We start from the raw sequence: 14,844 nt of genomic DNA, 5'->3' as shown, positions 1-14,844 counted from the left end.
CGTCCAGGGGCGGGGTGCGGGTCGCTATGCTGTGCCCACCGCGCCCCCGCCCGTCCCGTCCCCCGTGGCCGTCTGGTGCGCCGGTGCGCACGCGAGCGAGACCGACCGAGGAGACGCTGCCCATGACGACGACCCTGGTGATCGGTGGCCCCCGCAACGGGACGGCCCGGCACGCCCGTTCCCTCTTCTCCGGACACCCGCAGGTGACCTGCGTGGTGACCGCGGACGAGGACGGGGCGGACCAGGGTCCTGGCACGCCCGACGGGTGGCGCGTCGTGCGCACCCGGGACCTCAGCCGCGCGCTCCTCGGCTCCCGCCACCCGGTGCTGGTGGACGACCTCACCTGCTGGCTCCGCGGCATCCTCGACGACCAGCAGCTCTGGGACGACCCGGCCGCCGCCCACGAGACGGTGGAGGACCGGCTCGCCGAGCTCACGGTGGCGGCCAGCGCGATGCCCTTCGACGTGATCGTGCTCAGCGCCGAACCCTCGTGGTCGCCCCGCCCCACCGACGACCGTGACGCCCTGTTCGTCGACCTGCTCGAGCACACCAACGAACGGGTCTCCGCCGTCAGCGGCCAGGTCCACGCCGTCCTGGCCGGCCGCGTGCTGGACCTCAGCGACGCGGCGCTCGTCGGCCGCTGACCGACAGCTCCGTCACCGGCACGCACGGCGGCCCCGGACCTCTCGGTCCGGGGCCGCCGCTGGTGCCGGGCAACCCTCCGGCGTCGGCGTGGAGGAGCTACTCCGCGGCCCGACCGTGCGCGCCGAACCAGGCGGACGCCTTCTGCGCCGGCGCCCAGTCCGGCGACGCCTCGACCGGCCCGGCACCGCACGCGCCCTCCACCACGTCGGCCGGGTGGGACGGACCACCGACCGCGACGGCCATCCCACCGGCCCCCAGGACCCCGGCCAGCGCTCCGGCGGAGACGCTGGCGAGGATCCGGCGACGAACTGCTGCGTCCATCTCTGCCATCTCCTTGATCGCCCCCCGCCCGGGGCTCGTCGCCCGGACCGTCGGGGTGCAGCTGGTGCTGCACCTCCACCGTGCGACGGCACGCCACCCCGGGGAAATACGAGGAACGGAGCATTACGCGCTTGCGCGTATGGCGTCGGCCGCGCGGTCGGTCCTACCCTGGAACCTGCTGCAGGAACGCCGTCGCCGGCGGACGGCGCAGCGACGTTGCGAGGTGAGGACATGGGAAGCAGGGGCGTCAGCGCACACGACATCGCCCTGTTGCAGGACATCCTCGACCTGGCCCGGCCAGGTCGGCACCCGCCGGGCCGGGACACCGTGTTCGCGATGCTCACCCGGGTCGAGCAGCTCATCGGCAGCGACTGGATCAACTTCCAGGACATGCACGTGGGTCCTCGGTTCTGGCGCAGCTGGGTGCAGTTCACCTCCCACGGCGAGCAGGGATGGCTCGCCGGCACGGACCTGGCGACCTTCGACGACGGGTCCGCGGGCGCCGAGCTGCTCGACCGGTACTGGTGGCAGCTGAACTGCAGCCTCGTGGACCGTACCGGCCAGGCGAGCGTCACCTCGAGCTGCTCGAGCTACGGCGAGCGGGCCTGGGCCGAGCACCCCGCGAACAAGGAGTACCTCCACACCGTGGACGAGATCCTCCTGGCCTACCCCTTCGGCGGGACCGGAGGTTCGCTGCGCATCCTGGCCGGGCGCGACGAGGGCCGCCCCTTCACCGAACGCGAGACGGTGCTGATGGAGCTGCTCCTGCCACACCTGCGACCGCTCCTGGAGGCCACCCTCGCCACGGAGGTGGGCGGGCAGCGGCCCGTGCGCCAGGAGCGAGTCCCGCTGACCGCACGGCAGCGCGAGATCATGCACCTCGTCGCGGCCGGGATGTCGAACCGGCAGGTCGGACGACAGCTCGGCCTGTCGGAGAACACGGTGCGCAAGCACCTGGAGAACGCCTACGTCCGGCTCGGGGCGCAGAGCCGCACCGAGGCGGTCGCGTGGCTGCGGGATCTGGAGGCCGCCGGGGTCGGCGTCGGCTGACCGGCCGGGCCGGGGTCGGCCGACCGGCCGGGCCGGGGTCGGTCCGGCCTGACCGGGACGGTCAGGAGCTGGCGCCGCCCTCCACGAACGGCGGCTTCTTCACCTGCGCCGCGACCTGACGGCCGCGCACGTCGATCGTCACCTCGTCACCCTCGGTGACCCCGCGGTCGAGCAGGGCGAGCGCGATCCCCTGCTTCAGCGTCGGTGAGAACGTGCCGGAGGTGACCTCACCGATCGTGGTGCCCTCGGCGTCGAGCACCGCGCACCCGGCCCGCGGGATCCCCCGGCCGGTGACGAGCAGACCGCCGCCGAGCCGGGACTCCTTGGCCTCCCGCTGCGCGGCCAGCGCCTCCTTGCCCCAGAACGCGTCCTTCTTCCAGCCCACGGCCCAGCCGGTCCGCGCCATCACGGGCGTGATCTCGCGCGAGAGCTCGTTGCCGTGCAGGGCGTAGCCCATCTCGGTGCGCAGCGTGTCCCGCGCCCCGAGGCCGCAGGCCAGCCCCTCGAGCGGGGTCATCGCCTCGACCAGGGCGTCCCAGACCTCCTCGGCGTCCTGCACGCCGCACACCACCTCATACCCCTTCTCCCCGGTGTACCCGGTGCGGCAGACGGTGACCGGCCGGTCGCGCCAGGTGGTGTCGACGAAGCTCATGTAGTCGTGCAGGACCGGCAGGCCGGCGGCCTCCATCGCCTCGTCGACGCGCGGGCCCTGCACGGCGAGGATCGCGTAGGCCTCGTGCACGTTCTCCACGGTGACGCCCTCGGGCGCGGCCTCGACCAGCCGGCGCACCACCTCGGCGGTGTTGGCCGCGTTGGGGATGAGGAACACGTCCTCGTCCGAGCGCAGGTAGGCGATGAGGTCGTCCACGACCCCGCCGTCCTCGTCGCAGCACATCGTGTACTGCGCCTTGCCCGGCTCGATCCGCTCCAGGTCGTTGGTCAGACAGCGGTTGAGGAAGTCCTTGGCCCCCGGCCCGCTGACCCGCGCGTTGCCCAGGTGCGAGACGTCGAAGATGCCGACCCGCTCGCGCACGGCGGTGTGCTCCGCGACGACCCCCCCGCCGGGGTACTCGATGGGCATCGACCACCCGGAGAAGTCGGCCATCTTGGCGCCGAGCGCGGTGTGGCGGCGGTGCAGCGGGGACGTCTTCGTCGTGGAGTCGCTCATGCTGGGCAGCCTAGCGCCGAGCACCGTCGGGGGTGGCTTACCCTCGTGGGGAACTGACCGGACGAACCGACGAAGGACGTTGCTCGATGGCCGAGAACCGCCGCACCACGCTCACGCTCACCGACCAGGATCCGGCCGCGGTGCAGGCCGACGTCCTGGTCCTGGCCGCCACCAAGGACGACGGGCAGGTGAACCTCGTCGCCGACGCCCTCCCGGAGGAGACGGCCGGGCACGTGCAGTCCGCCCTCACCGCCCTCGGCGCCGAGGGGGGCGCGGAGGAGACCACCCGGCTCACGGCAGTCCCCGGCGTCTCCGCGGAGCTCGTCGTCGTCGTGGGTATGCCGTCGGGCCCGGCCTCCCGGACCGAGCGCCTCCGGCGCGCGGCCGGGGTCGCCGCCCGGGCCCTGGGCGGGAAGGAGTCGGCCGCGTTCGCCCTGGGCCAGTCCTCGACCGAGGAGGCGGTGGCGGTGGGCAGCGGTGCCGTGCTCGGCGCGTACACCTTCGCCGAGCACCACGGGGTCGGCAAGGCCGAGTCGGCCAAGCCGGCCCTGGGCCGGGCCGTGGTCCCCGGCGTGCCGGCCGAGGAGGTGGAGACCGCGACCGCGCAGGCCCGGGCCGTCGTGGACGCCGTCCGCTACGCCCGCGACCTGGTCAACACCCCGCCGAACCTGCTCTACCCCGAGTCCTTCGCCGAGAGCGTGACGGAGCGGGCCGCCGGCTCCTCCGTCGAGGTCGAGGTCTGGGACGCCGAGCGGCTGCAGCAGGAGCGCTGCGGCGGCATCCTCGGCGTCGGGCAGGGCTCCGGCCGGGGGCCGCGCCTGGTCACCCTGCGCTACGAGCCGGAGGGTGCCGGCAAGCATCTGGCCCTGGTCGGCAAGGGCATCACCTTCGACTCCGGCGGCCTGTGCATCAAGCCCGGCGCCTCAATGGTGACGATGAAGATGGACATGGCCGGTGCCGCCGCCTGCGCGGCGGCCGTGGTCGCCATCGCCGAGCTCGGCCTGCCGGTGCGGGTCACGGCATACCTCTGCCTGGCCGAGAACATGCTGGGCGAGCTGGCGCAGCGCCCGGGCGACGTGGTCACCATGCGCGACGGGCGCACGGTGGAGATCATCAACACCGACGCCGAGGGGCGCCTGGTCATGGCCGACGGGCTGGCGCTGGCGACCGAGCAGGGTCCCGACGCGATCGTCGACGTGGCCACGCTGACCGGTGCCTGCATCATCGCGCTGGGCGACCGGACGATGGGCGTCATGGGCAACGACGACGCGCTGCGCGAGCAGGTCGTCGAGCTGGGCAACGAGGTCGGGGACACCGCCTGGCCGCTGCCGCTGCCCGAGGAGATCCGGCCCAGCCTGGACACCGTCGTGGCCGACCTCAAGCACACCGGCGAGCGGTCGGCGGGCGCGAGCGTGGCGGCGACCTTCCTGCAGGAGTTCGTCGGCAAGCGCGGCGAGGGCGAGGAGGCCGAGCAGATCCCGTGGGCGCACCTGGACATCGCCGGGCCGGCGTTCAACGAGAAGACGCCGTGGGGCTACGTGCCCAAGGGCGGCACCGGCGCGGCCGTGCGCACGCTCGTGGAGCTGGCGCGGAGCTACGCGCGCTGAGCGCGGGCGCCGCGGCGCATTCGTGGCAACAGTCTCGTCCCGGCCACCGTGGCGCCGTCGCCATGACACGCACGAGGGGCACCGTCCGGTCCGGACGGTGCCCCTCGCGGCCTTCTCGGACGAGGTCCGCTCAGCCGCTCTTGCGGCGGAACATCTGCTGGGTCCCGGAGGTCTTCGCGTCGCGGGCGCCACCGACCTTGCCGCGCTCGGAGTGGTCCGAGACGTCGGTCCCGGCGTGGGCCTGCTTCTTGGCGAGAGCCTCACGGAACTTGGCCTTGACGTCGTCCGTGGCCTGGGAATCACTCATCGGCCACCTCCTTCTGTGCGGGGACTGGACGGGCTCAGCCTCCCACCTCGGTGACACGGCTGTCACGCGGATATCGCGGGCGCCGGCAAGGGGAGGTCGAACGAGTGCACGTGTCGTGACGGCCCGGCGCCCGGTCCGGGCGGCCCGCGCGTGCACTCGTTCGGCCCGACCCGCCGCTCCCCCGACCCGGGTGGCAGGATGTGGCCCATGCCGACATCGACGTACGACATCGTGATCCTCGGTGCCGGGAGCGGGGGTTACGCCTGCGCCCTGCGTGCCGCCCAGCTAGGGCTGACGGTCGCCCTGGTCGAGGAGGACAAGGTGGGCGGCACCTGCCTGCACCGCGGCTGCATCCCCACCAAGGCGCTGCTGCACACCGCCGAGGTCGCCGACATGGCCCGCGACAGCGAGCGGTACGGTGTCCTCGCCAGCCTCGAGGGCGTCGACATGGCCAGGGTCCACACCTACAAGGACGGCGTGGTCGGGCGGCTCTACAAGGGGCTGCAGGGGCTGGTCAAGGCCGCCGAGAACGTCGAGCTGGTCACCGGCACCGGGCGCCTGACCGCCAAGGACACCGTGACCGTGGGTGACCGCGAGCTCACCGGGCGCACCGTCGTGCTGGCCACCGGCTCCTACGCCAAGACCCTCCCGGACGTGCCGATCGGCGGTCGGATCATGACCAGCGACCAGGCCCTGACGCTCGAGGAGGTCCCGCAGCACGCGATCGTCCTCGGCGGCGGCGTCATCGGCGTCGAGTTCGCCTCGGCCCTGCGCAGCTTCGGGGCGGAGGTGACCGTGGTCGAGGCGATGGACCGGCTGGTCGCCATGGAGGACCCGGCCGTCTCCAAGACGGTGGAGCGCGCCTACAAGAAGCGGGGTATGAAGATCCGCACCGGGGCAAAGGTGACCGGCACCTCCCAGGACGAGCAGGGGGTCAGGGTCGAGCTGGAGGGTGGGGACGTCCTGGAGGGCGACCTGCTCCTTGTCGCGGTCGGCCGCGGCCCGCGCACCGAGGGCATGGGCTACGAGGAGGTCGGGGTCGAGCTCGACCGCGGTTTCGTCCCGACCGACGAGCGCCTGCGGACCAACGTCGAGGGTGTCCGCGCCGTCGGCGACCTCGTCCCCGGCCCCCAGCTGGCCCACCGCGGCTTCGCGCACGGCATCTTCGTCGCCGAGGACGTCGCCGGTCTGGAGCCGGCGCCGGTCGAGGACCACCTGGTCCCCAAGGTCACCTACTCCGACCCCGAGATCGCCTCGGTGGGGCTCTCCGAGGCCCAGGCCCGGGAGAGGTGGGGCGAGGAGGTCGCGACCTACGAGTACAACCTCGGCGGCAACGGCAAGTCCCAGATCCTGGGGACGGCCGGTTTCGTCAAGCTCGTGCGCTCGGGCCCCGACGGCCCCGTCGTCGGCGTCCACATGGTCGGCGCGCGGATGGGTGAGCAGGTCGGCGAGGCCCAGCTCATCGTCGGCTGGGAGGCCCTGCCCGAGGACGTCGCGCAGTTCGTCCACGCCCACCCCACCCAGAACGAGGCCCTCGGCGAGGCCCACCTGGCCCTCGCCGGCAAGCCCCTGCACGCCCATGCCTAGCCGCCCCGCCACCGGGTGCGCCTGACCTGACCCGACGCCAGCCCGCACCGTAGACTGCAAACCCCCGCCACGAGGAGAGACAACAGATGTCGGAACGCGTATCGATGCCGGCCCTCGGTGAGTCCGTCACCGAGGGGACAGTGACCCGTTGGCTCAAGGAGGTCGGCGACAGCGTCGCGGTCGACGAGCCGCTGCTGGAGGTCTCGACCGACAAGGTCGACACCGAGATCCCCTCCCCCGTGGCCGGTGTGCTGCTGGAGATCCTCGCCCAGGAGGACGACACCGTCGAGGTCGGCGCCGACCTGGCCGTCGTCGGTGAGGAGGGTGAGTCCGCCGGCAGCGGGGACTCCTCCGACGACGCGCAGGCCGACGAGGCCGAGGAGGCCGACGCGGCACCCGAGGCCGAGGCTCCCGCCGAGGAGCCCGCGGACGAGCCGGCCGAGGAGCCCGCCGACGAGACTGCCGAGGAGCCCGCCTCCGACGAGGACGCCGAGGAGTCCGCGCCCGCGGAGTCCGGTTCCGGGGGTTCCGGTGGTGGCGGTGGTGAGGTCTCCGGTGGGGAGACCGTGACCATGCCGGCGCTCGGTGAGTCCGTGACCGAGGGCACCGTCACCCGCTGGCTCAAGGCCGAGGGCGACGAGGTCGAGGTGGACGAGCCGCTGCTGGAGGTCTCGACGGACAAGGTCGACACCGAGATCCCCTCCCCCGTGGCCGGCGTGCTGAGCAAGATCATCGCCCAGGAGGACGAGACCGTCGAGGTCGGCGGGGAGCTGTGCATCGTCGGGGGCGAGTCCTCCGGCGGGTCCTCCGGCGGGGGCGGTGAGCAGGCCTCCGCGCAGGAGGATGCAAAGAAGGACACGTCGTCCAGCTCCGACGAAGGTGCCTCCGACGAGGGTGCCTCCGACGAGGGTGCCTCCGACGAGGGTGCCTCCGACGCGAGCGACAACGCGGAGGACCGCGAGGACGCGGCGCAGTCCGCCGACAGCGACCTGGCCGAGGAGACCGAGGTCCAGGAGGAGGCCGCTCAGGAGTCGCAGACCAAGTCCGAGACGGGCGAGGCCAACGACGACGCCGCCGAGATGGAGGAGCCCGAGCCGGCCGTCGGTGTGGGCGTCTCCTCCTCCGAGAGCGGCACCTCCTCGCACAAGGACGTCTCCGACGTCCCTGCCCCCGGTGACGGTGGCCAGGCCGGGGAGAAGACCCAGCAGCAGCAGGACGTCAGCGCCTACGTGACGCCGCTGGTCCGCAAGCTCGCGGCCCAGCACGGCGTCGACCTCAACGCTCTCGAGGGCACCGGGGTCGGCGGACGCATCCGCAAGCAGGACGTCCTCGACGCGGCCAAGGCGAAGGAGGCCGAGCAGGCCGCCCCCGCCGAGGAGGCCGCTCCCGAGCCTGCGTCCGCCCCCGCGGCGGAGAAGCCGGCCGACAAGCCGGCGGCGAAGGCGGCCGGCGGCGATCCGGACGCCAAGCGCGGCACGACCGAGAAGATGTCCCGCCTGCGCAAGGTCATCGCCAGCCGTATGGTCGAGTCCCTGCAGGTCAGCGCCCAGCTCACCACGGTGGTCGAGGTCGACGTGACCAAGGTGGCGCGTCTGCGTCGGCGTACGAAGGACGACTTCCTGAAGCGGGAGGGCACCAAGCTCTCGTTCATGCCGTTCTTCGCCCTGGCCGCGGTCGAGGCGCTCAAGGCGCACCCGATCGTCAACGCCAGCGTGGAGGAGGACTCGATCCAGTACCACGCCTCCGAGCACCTCGGCGTCGCGGTCGACACCCCGCGCGGCCTGCTGGTGCCGGTCATCAAGGACGCCGGCGACCTCAACATCGCCGGGCTCGCCCGCAAGATCGCCGACCTGGCCGAGCGGACCCGCGACAACAAGGTCACCCCGGACGAGCTGTCCGGCGGCACGTTCACGCTGACCAACACCGGGTCGCGCGGTGCGCTGTTCGACACCCCGATCATCAACCAGCCCAACGTCGCCATCCTCGGCACCGGCGCGGTCGTCAAGCGCCCGGTCGTCGCGGTCGACGAGGACGGGATGGAGACGATCGCGATCCGCGACATGGTCTACCTGGCGCTGAGCTACGACCACCGCGTGGTCGACGGGGCCGACGCCGCCCGCTTCCTCAACACGATGAAGGAACGCCTCGAGGACGCGAGCTTCGAGGTATGAGGTGACGCAGGCACCGGCGCCCTCCGGGCGCACGGTCGCCGTCACCGGCGCCAGCGGGCTCATCGGCTCCGCCCTGTCGAGCACGTTGCTGGGGCGCGGCGACCAGGTGGTCCACCTGGTCCGCCGCGCCCCGCGCGCGCCCGGTCACCCCGCGCTGCCCTCCGGGGTGTTCGAGCGGGCGTGGCAGCCGGGTGCCGAGCTGGCCCCCGACGTGCTCGACGGCGTCGACGCGGTGGTGCACCTGGCCGGGGCCGGGATCGGCGACAAGCGGTGGACCACGGCGCGCAAGAAGCTCCTGCGGGACTCGCGGATCGACGGCACGGGCACGATCGCCCGGGCGGTCGCCGCCCGCCCCGAGAGGGTGCGCGACCCCGTCTGCTGTCCGCCTCCGGCGTCGGCTACTACGGCGAGCGGCGGGACGACGTCCTCACCGAGACGAGCGATCTGGGCGAGGGTTTCCTGGCCGACCTGTGCCACGACTGGGAGACCGCCACCTGGCCCGCGGAGAAGGCCGGCGCCCCGGTGGCCCACCTGCGCACCGGGATCGTGCTGACCCGGCGCAGCGGGGCCCTGGCCAAGCTGATGCCGCTGGCCGTGCTGGGGCTCGCCGGACCGCTCGGCGGGGGCGACCAGTTCTGGTCGTGGATCACCCTGCACGACCACGTCCGCGCGATGGTCTTCCTGCTGGACCACCCGACGGTGACCGGCCCGGTGAACCTCACCGGGCCCCACCCGGACACCCAGGCCGACGTGGTGCGCGCCCTGGGTCGCGAGCTGCACCGCCCGGCCGTCCTGCCCGTGCCGTCGTTCGCCATGCACCTGGTGCTGGGCGAGCTCGCAGGAGAGATCCTCTACAGCCAGCGCGCCCTGCCCACGGTCCTCACCGGTGCCGGGTTCGCCTGGGACCACCCCGACCTGAGGACGGCGATGGCCTGGGTGGGTCAGGAGGGCAAGCAGTTCGAGCCGCCGAGCGACCCGGTGCCGCCGCCCGACGGTTCGACACCTCCGGGAGACCCCACTCCCCTCGAACCGCTCACCCCCTGAAGGGGACCCGGCACCCCACGACAGGGACCCCCACGACACCGGGTCGACGTCAGGTGCAGGGGGACCGGTCGCCGCTGCGGCCCCCCACGCGGTCGACGTCAGGTGCAGGGGGACCGGACGTCCCCGCGGCCCCGCACGCGGTCGTCACCGGGGGCCTGGCAGCTGGTCACCCCGTGGGGGCCGGTTCCCAGGACCACAGCAGCCACCGCTCGTCGATGCGGGCCAGCTCGATGCGGACCCGCTCGCTGCTCGTCGGCACGGGGTCCAGCCGCCCACCCCGCCCGTCGCGCGCCTCCAGGGCCGCGCGGGAGACGGTGGACGCACGGCGATGCGGTCGGTGACGGCGTCGGTGCCGGCGTCGACGTCTGCCTCCCTGGCGGGCGTGCCGTCCGGGACCAGCGTGGCGTCCTCGACCCGGAAGGTCACGTCCGGGTAGCGCACGCCCGACTCCCGCAGCCGGGCGAGCTGCTCGGTCTCGGACGCCTCCGCCGGGGAGTCCGGCGCCACGATGCCGAGCAGCAGCACGTCGTCGGCCCGCTCCCAGGCCTCCCCCCGACCGTCGAGAAGCACCTGGAGGGTGTCGAACAGCTCGTCCTCCGGAGGACCTTGCTCCGGTAACGTCGTGGCGGTCGCCTCGGCGGACCGTTGCTCCACACCGTCCCCGTCAGGCAGTTCCGGGGTCAGGACACCGGGACTGCCTGACGTTCCTGCCGGGCGATGGCCGTCCTCCGTCGCCGCCGATGGGGAGGCCGGATCGCCGGTCGACGCGGGTGCCAGGTCGGCCGTCGGCGCGGGCGCAGGGTTGGTCGTCCCGGACCGGGCCTCGACGAGCTGCGGCCGGACGAGGGCCACCGCCGCGACGATCAGCAGCAGCGAGGCCAGCACCAGCACGGCCGGCACCACCACCTGCTGCACCCTCCCCGGGTCCCGCCGGTCGGGGTCCCAGCGGCCCGGGCCCCGGGAGCCCTTGCTGCGTCCCGGTCTCCCGGGGGCGGGTGCCTCCCCTCGGCCGGTGCTGCGGCGACGACGGTGGCTGCCTCCGCCCCCGCGTCGTCCACCGTCGGCCGGGGCAGCATCCAGGTCCGCCCTGGCCTCGGAGCGCAACCGCTCGGTCAGACCGTGCGCAGGGTCGGCGTCGGGAGCCACCTCGACCGGCTCCGGCGCGGTGCACGCCAGCAGCGCGAGCGCCACCTCCTCGGCGTCGGGCCGCGCCTCCGGGTCGGGCGCCATGCACCGCAGCACCAGGTCGGTCAGCCCGGGAGGCAGGTCCGGGGCCAGCTCGGGAAGCTTCCCCCGGTCGTACGGTGGGCCCGGAGGCTCCCCTGCCAGGCAGCGCCAGGCCAGCGCCCCCAGCTGGTAGACGTCCGACTCCGGCGTCGGGGCGAAACCCTCCACCACCTCGGGCGCGACCATGCCCTCGGCCGCCCCGGTGCCGTGGTGCTGGCCCGGCTCCTCGCCCGTGATCCGGGCCGCGCCAAGGTCGCCCAGGACGGGCATCCCGTCCCGCAGGAACAGGACGTTGCCCGTGGACAGGTCTCCGTGGACCACCCCGGTGCCGTGCAGGTCGGCCAGCGCCCCCGCCACCGGCTGCAGGGCGGTGACCAGCTCACCCGCGGAGAGGATCCTGCGGCGGGCCAGCACCTGGGCCAGCGACCCGCCTCCGGCCAGCTGGGTCGCCAGGGCCACGGCGGCCGGGCGTCCGGTCAGCGGGTCCGGCAGCGGCAGGACGTCGTAGAGGTGCACCACGTGCCGGTGCCGTACCCGCGCCAGCAACCCCGCCTCGTGCAACCCGGCCGTCACGTCACCTCCGGCAGGACGCAGCACCTTCACCGCCACGACGAGACCGTCCACCCGCCGGCGTGCCCGCCACACCGACGAGGTGGCCCCGGCGCCCAGGGGCGCGAGCACCTCATACCCCGGCAGGGTCGGCGGGAGCGCGGGGTCCGCGCCGGCACCCTCCCGGCTGCTCACCTCCCCCGGTGGTCGACCTCCACCGACGTCCTCGGGCTGCTCCCAGCTGTCCTCTCCCACGCCGCCACCGTGCCAGAACCTGTCGGACCGCCGTCGCGTTCGTCCACAGGCCGACCCGGCTACAGTGGCGACCATGCGCTTCGAGCACCTCGGGTTCGCTCCGGACCTCGTCGACTACCAGCAGGCGTGGGACCACCAGCGGGACGTCCACCGCCGCGTGGTCGTCGGCGAGCTGCCCGACACGGTGCTGCTGCTGGAGCACGCTGCGGTCTACACGGCCGGAAAGCGGACGGAGGCCCACGAGCGGCCGCTGGACGGCACGCCGGTCATCGACGTCGACCGCGGCGGCAAGATCACCTGGCACGGGCCGGGGCAGCTCGTCGGGTACCCGATCGTGCACCTGCCGGGCCCGGTCGACGTCGTCGCCCACGTGCGCCGGCTCGAGGACGTCATGATCGCCGTCTGCGCCGAGCTGGGGGTCGAGGTCGGGCGCGTCGAGGGCCGCTCGGGGGTGTGGCTGCCGGCCGACGGCACCCGCCCGGAGCGCAAGATCGGCCAGATCGGCATCCGGGTCAGCCAGGACGTGACGATGCACGGCTTCGCGCTCAACTGCGACTGCGACCTGCGGTGGGCCGACACGATCATCCCCTGCGGGATCGCGGACGCGGGCGTGACCTCCCTGACGCTGGAGCTGGGCCGTCCGGTGACCGTCGCCGAGGTCGTTCCGGTCGCCGAGCGGCACCTGGAGCGCGTCCTGGACCCGGTGCCCGCCCGGAACGGCTGAGCGGACACGCTGCAACACCCTGCCCCCTCCCGACACAGACGCGGTGTTGGATGGAAGACGCAGGGGTCGGACGTCCGGCCCGGAGGGGAGCCGGATGGGAACCGCGACCGTGGAGCACGCCGACGGCATGGCCGTCGTCACGCGTGGGCTGCGCAAGACCTACCCGGGGGTCCGCGGTCGTCGCGTCGCCGTCCAGGGGCTGGACCTGGACGTGCCCGCCGGCGGCGTGCACGGCTTCCTCGGGCCCAACGGCTCGGGCAAGACGACGACGATCCGGATGCTGCTGGGACTGGCCCGCGCCGACTCGGGCACCATGCATATCTTCGGGACACCGGTCCCTGACCAGCTGCCCGCGGTGGTCTCCCGGGTCGGGGCGATCGTCGAGTCGCCGACGTTCTTCCCCACCTTCAGCGGGGAGCGGAGCCTGACCCTGCTAGCCGACGCGATCGGCACCCCGCGCACGCGCGTCGGGGAGGTCCTGGAGCAGGTCGGGCTGGGCGGACGCGCCAAGGACCCCTTCCGCGCCTACAGCCTGGGTATGAAGCAGCGACTCGCCATTGCGGCCACCCTGCTGAAGTCCCCCGACCTGCTGATCTTCGACGAGCCGACGAACGGGCTCGACCCCGCCGGGATCTCCGACGTACGCGGCACCATGCGCTCGCTGGCCGATGAGGGCCGCACGGTGCTGGTGAGCAGCCACATCCTGTCCGAGATCGAGCAGATCGCCGACACCGTCTCGATCATCGGGCGCGGTCGGGTGCTGGCCCAGGGGTCGGTGGCCGGGCTGATCGGCGGGGGTGGCCAGACCGTCGAGGTGGGTGTGGCCTCCCCCGGCAACGCGATCCGTCTGCTGCGCGAGGCCGGGTTCAGCGTCGAGTGGGTGGCCCGGCGCCACGGGCACGACGCCGCCGAGGAGCTGCGCGACTACGACCCGACCACAGACGCCGGGACGATCCTCGTCACCGGGGCCGAGCCGGCCGAGATCTCCCGGCTGCTCGGCGAGCAGGGGCTGTGGGTCGAGCGGCTCGTGCCGAGCCGTCGGGGGCTGGAGCAGGTGTTCCTCGAGCTCACCCAGGACGAGGGCCTGCCCGCGCAGCCCGCCGCCGGGACCGGCGGGGACGGACCGCCCACGAACGAAGGGGAGGGGGCACGATGAGGCTCCTGGTCGTCGAGCTGCGGCGCCTGCTGGCCCGCAAGGTCGTCCTGCTGACGGTGCTGGGCGCGGTCGCCGTGGCCGTCGTCAGCCTCGTCGGCGTGGCCAACCAGGCCCGGCAGCTGGAGGCGGCCAGGGCCGGCGCGGACACCGAGTACCAACGGATGGTCGACGACAACGAGCGGATGCAGGAGGAGTGCCGCCTCGCGGAGGCCGACGAGCGGCGCCGGTCCGGCGATGCCTCGGTCGACTTCGGGTGCGACGACTTCCAGGTCCCCACGATCGAGGAGTTCTTCGGCCAGCTGCCCTCGATGTCCGAGCAGCTGCAGTTCCTGCTGCAGGGGGCGTCCTACCCGCTGATGTTCCTCGCGCTGGCGATCGGCTCCACCGCCGTCGCCGCGGAGTTCGCCCACCGGACGATGGCCACCTGGCTGACGTTCGTGCCGCGGCGCACCCCCGTGTTCGTCTCCAAGGTGGTCGCCCCCGCGCTCGCCGCGGCACCGGTGGTGCTCACCGGCCTGGTCCTCCTGCTCGTCGGGACCCCGCTCGTCTACGCCGTCTTCGGCCTGGACCGCTCCGTGCCGGACGGGTGGGGAGAGCCGGTGTGGATGTCGCTGCGGATCCTCCTCCTGGGCCTGGCCGCTGCCGCGCTCGGGGCCGGTGCCGCCTTCCTGGTGCGGCACACCGGGGTCGTGCTCGGGCTGGTCATCGGCTGGATGTTCATCGTCGAGGGCATCCTCGGGTCGTCGTTCGCGTGGGTGGCCCGGCTCGGCCTGGTCCGCAACGTCGCGGCGTTCGTGGAGAACGGGACCTCGTGGTCCACGTTCGTGGACTGCAACCGGGCCGAGGGATGCCGTGAGGTCGTGCAGACCCTGAGCTTCGCCCACGGCGCCACGGTGCTGGGCGTCGTCGTCCTCGGCGTGGTCCTCCTCGCCGCCTGGGCGCGCTTCCGTCGCGCCGACATCAGCTGAGGCCGGGCGGGTTCGGCATACCGACCTTTGGCGGCTTAGGCTGGACGGTGCACGCACGTGCCCGG

At 73.5% G+C, this 14,844-nt stretch carries 14 protein-coding genes; 10 read left to right on the top strand and 4 right to left on the bottom strand.

What is annotated here, in order from left to right:
* Window positions 1-122: 122 nt before the first annotated feature.
* Window positions 123-644 (top strand): bifunctional adenosylcobinamide kinase/adenosylcobinamide-phosphate guanylyltransferase, encoded by a 522-nt coding sequence (locus tag ACQ95T_RS06890; protein WP_425940517.1) that lies wholly within the window; start codon window positions 123-125, stop codon window positions 642-644.
* Window positions 645-741: 97 nt separating this feature from the next.
* Here the strand turns inward: ACQ95T_RS06890 and ACQ95T_RS06885 are convergent, their stop codons facing one another.
* Window positions 742-975 carry a hypothetical protein gene (locus ACQ95T_RS06885; protein WP_431473687.1) on the bottom strand — a complete coding sequence of 78 codons (234 nt, stop codon included), beginning with the start codon at window positions 973-975 and terminating at the stop codon, window positions 742-744.
* A 222-nt stretch (window positions 976-1,197) separates the two neighbouring features.
* On the opposite strand from ACQ95T_RS06885, the gene ACQ95T_RS06880 reads away from it, so the two are divergent.
* Window positions 1,198-2,016, top strand: a complete 819-nt coding sequence (locus ACQ95T_RS06880) for a helix-turn-helix transcriptional regulator (protein WP_425940513.1) — start codon at window positions 1,198-1,200, stop codon at window positions 2,014-2,016.
* Window positions 2,017-2,077: 61 nt separating this feature from the next.
* Here ACQ95T_RS06880 and gcvT read toward each other — a convergent pair whose 3' ends face one another.
* Window positions 2,078-3,184, bottom strand: a complete 1,107-nt coding sequence (gcvT, locus tag ACQ95T_RS06875; protein ID WP_425940511.1) for a glycine cleavage system aminomethyltransferase GcvT — start codon at window positions 3,182-3,184, stop codon at window positions 2,078-2,080.
* An 86-nt stretch (window positions 3,185-3,270) separates the two neighbouring features.
* On the opposite strand from gcvT, the gene ACQ95T_RS06870 reads away from it, so the two are divergent.
* Window positions 3,271-4,791: a leucyl aminopeptidase gene (locus ACQ95T_RS06870; protein ID WP_425940509.1), complete on the top strand. Its 1,521-nt coding sequence runs from the start codon at window positions 3,271-3,273 to the stop codon at window positions 4,789-4,791.
* 130 nt (window positions 4,792-4,921) lie between these two features.
* Here the strand turns inward: ACQ95T_RS06870 and ACQ95T_RS06865 are convergent, their stop codons facing one another.
* Window positions 4,922-5,098 carry a DUF5302 domain-containing protein gene (locus ACQ95T_RS06865; protein WP_425940507.1) on the bottom strand — a complete coding sequence of 59 codons (177 nt, stop codon included), beginning with the start codon at window positions 5,096-5,098 and terminating at the stop codon, window positions 4,922-4,924.
* Between the two features lie 207 nt (window positions 5,099-5,305).
* Here ACQ95T_RS06865 and lpdA point away from each other — a divergent pair, with 207 nt between their 5' ends.
* From lpdA to ACQ95T_RS06845, 4 genes are all read left to right on the top strand, one after another.
* Complete coding sequence (lpdA, locus tag ACQ95T_RS06860; protein WP_425940505.1) at window positions 5,306-6,685, top strand: dihydrolipoyl dehydrogenase; 1,380 nt, start codon at window positions 5,306-5,308, stop codon at window positions 6,683-6,685.
* 86 nt (window positions 6,686-6,771) lie between these two features.
* Window positions 6,772-8,856, top strand: coding sequence for a 2-oxoglutarate dehydrogenase, E2 component, dihydrolipoamide succinyltransferase (gene sucB, locus ACQ95T_RS06855; RefSeq protein ID WP_425940503.1), 2,085 nt, complete (start codon window positions 6,772-6,774; stop codon window positions 8,854-8,856).
* 1 nt (window position 8,857) lies between these two features.
* Entirely contained in the window at window positions 8,858-9,409 is a 552-nt protein-coding gene (locus tag ACQ95T_RS06850; protein ID WP_431473686.1) for an NAD-dependent epimerase/dehydratase family protein, read from the top strand.
* A complete protein-coding gene (locus ACQ95T_RS06845) occupies window positions 9,379-9,900 on the top strand; it encodes a DUF1731 domain-containing protein (RefSeq protein ID WP_431473685.1) in 522 nt (173 codons plus the stop codon). The genes ACQ95T_RS06850 and ACQ95T_RS06845 overlap by 31 nt, the downstream gene beginning before the upstream one ends.
* A 144-nt stretch (window positions 9,901-10,044) precedes the next feature.
* On the opposite strand, the gene ACQ95T_RS06840 is transcribed toward ACQ95T_RS06845, so the two are convergent.
* A complete protein-coding gene (locus tag ACQ95T_RS06840; RefSeq protein WP_431473684.1) occupies window positions 10,045-11,931 on the bottom strand; it encodes a protein kinase domain-containing protein in 1,887 nt (628 codons plus the stop codon).
* A gap of 73 nt (window positions 11,932-12,004) precedes the next feature.
* Between ACQ95T_RS06840 and lipB the strand changes: the two genes are divergently transcribed.
* The 3 genes from lipB (at window position 12,005) to ACQ95T_RS06825 (ending at window position 14,779) form a co-directional block, all read left to right on the top strand.
* Window positions 12,005-12,655 carry a lipoyl(octanoyl) transferase LipB gene (gene lipB / locus ACQ95T_RS06835; RefSeq protein WP_425940497.1) on the top strand — a complete coding sequence of 217 codons (651 nt, stop codon included), beginning with the start codon at window positions 12,005-12,007 and terminating at the stop codon, window positions 12,653-12,655.
* Between the two features lie 94 nt (window positions 12,656-12,749).
* Window positions 12,750-13,811, top strand: a complete 1,062-nt coding sequence (locus ACQ95T_RS06830; RefSeq protein WP_425940495.1) for an ABC transporter ATP-binding protein — start codon at window positions 12,750-12,752, stop codon at window positions 13,809-13,811.
* Window positions 13,808-14,779, top strand: a complete 972-nt coding sequence (locus ACQ95T_RS06825; RefSeq protein ID WP_431473683.1) for an ABC transporter permease subunit — start codon at window positions 13,808-13,810, stop codon at window positions 14,777-14,779. The genes ACQ95T_RS06830 and ACQ95T_RS06825 overlap by 4 nt, the downstream gene beginning before the upstream one ends.
* Window positions 14,780-14,844: the final 65 nt, after the last annotated feature.

The sequence above is a fragment of the Ornithinimicrobium carbonis genome (assembly GCF_050703245.1).
GTDB lineage: Bacteria > Actinomycetota > Actinomycetes > Actinomycetales > Dermatophilaceae > Ornithinicoccus.
The sequence above is the reverse complement of the archived record's forward strand: the minus strand, read 5'-3'. Positions and strand labels throughout refer to the sequence as shown.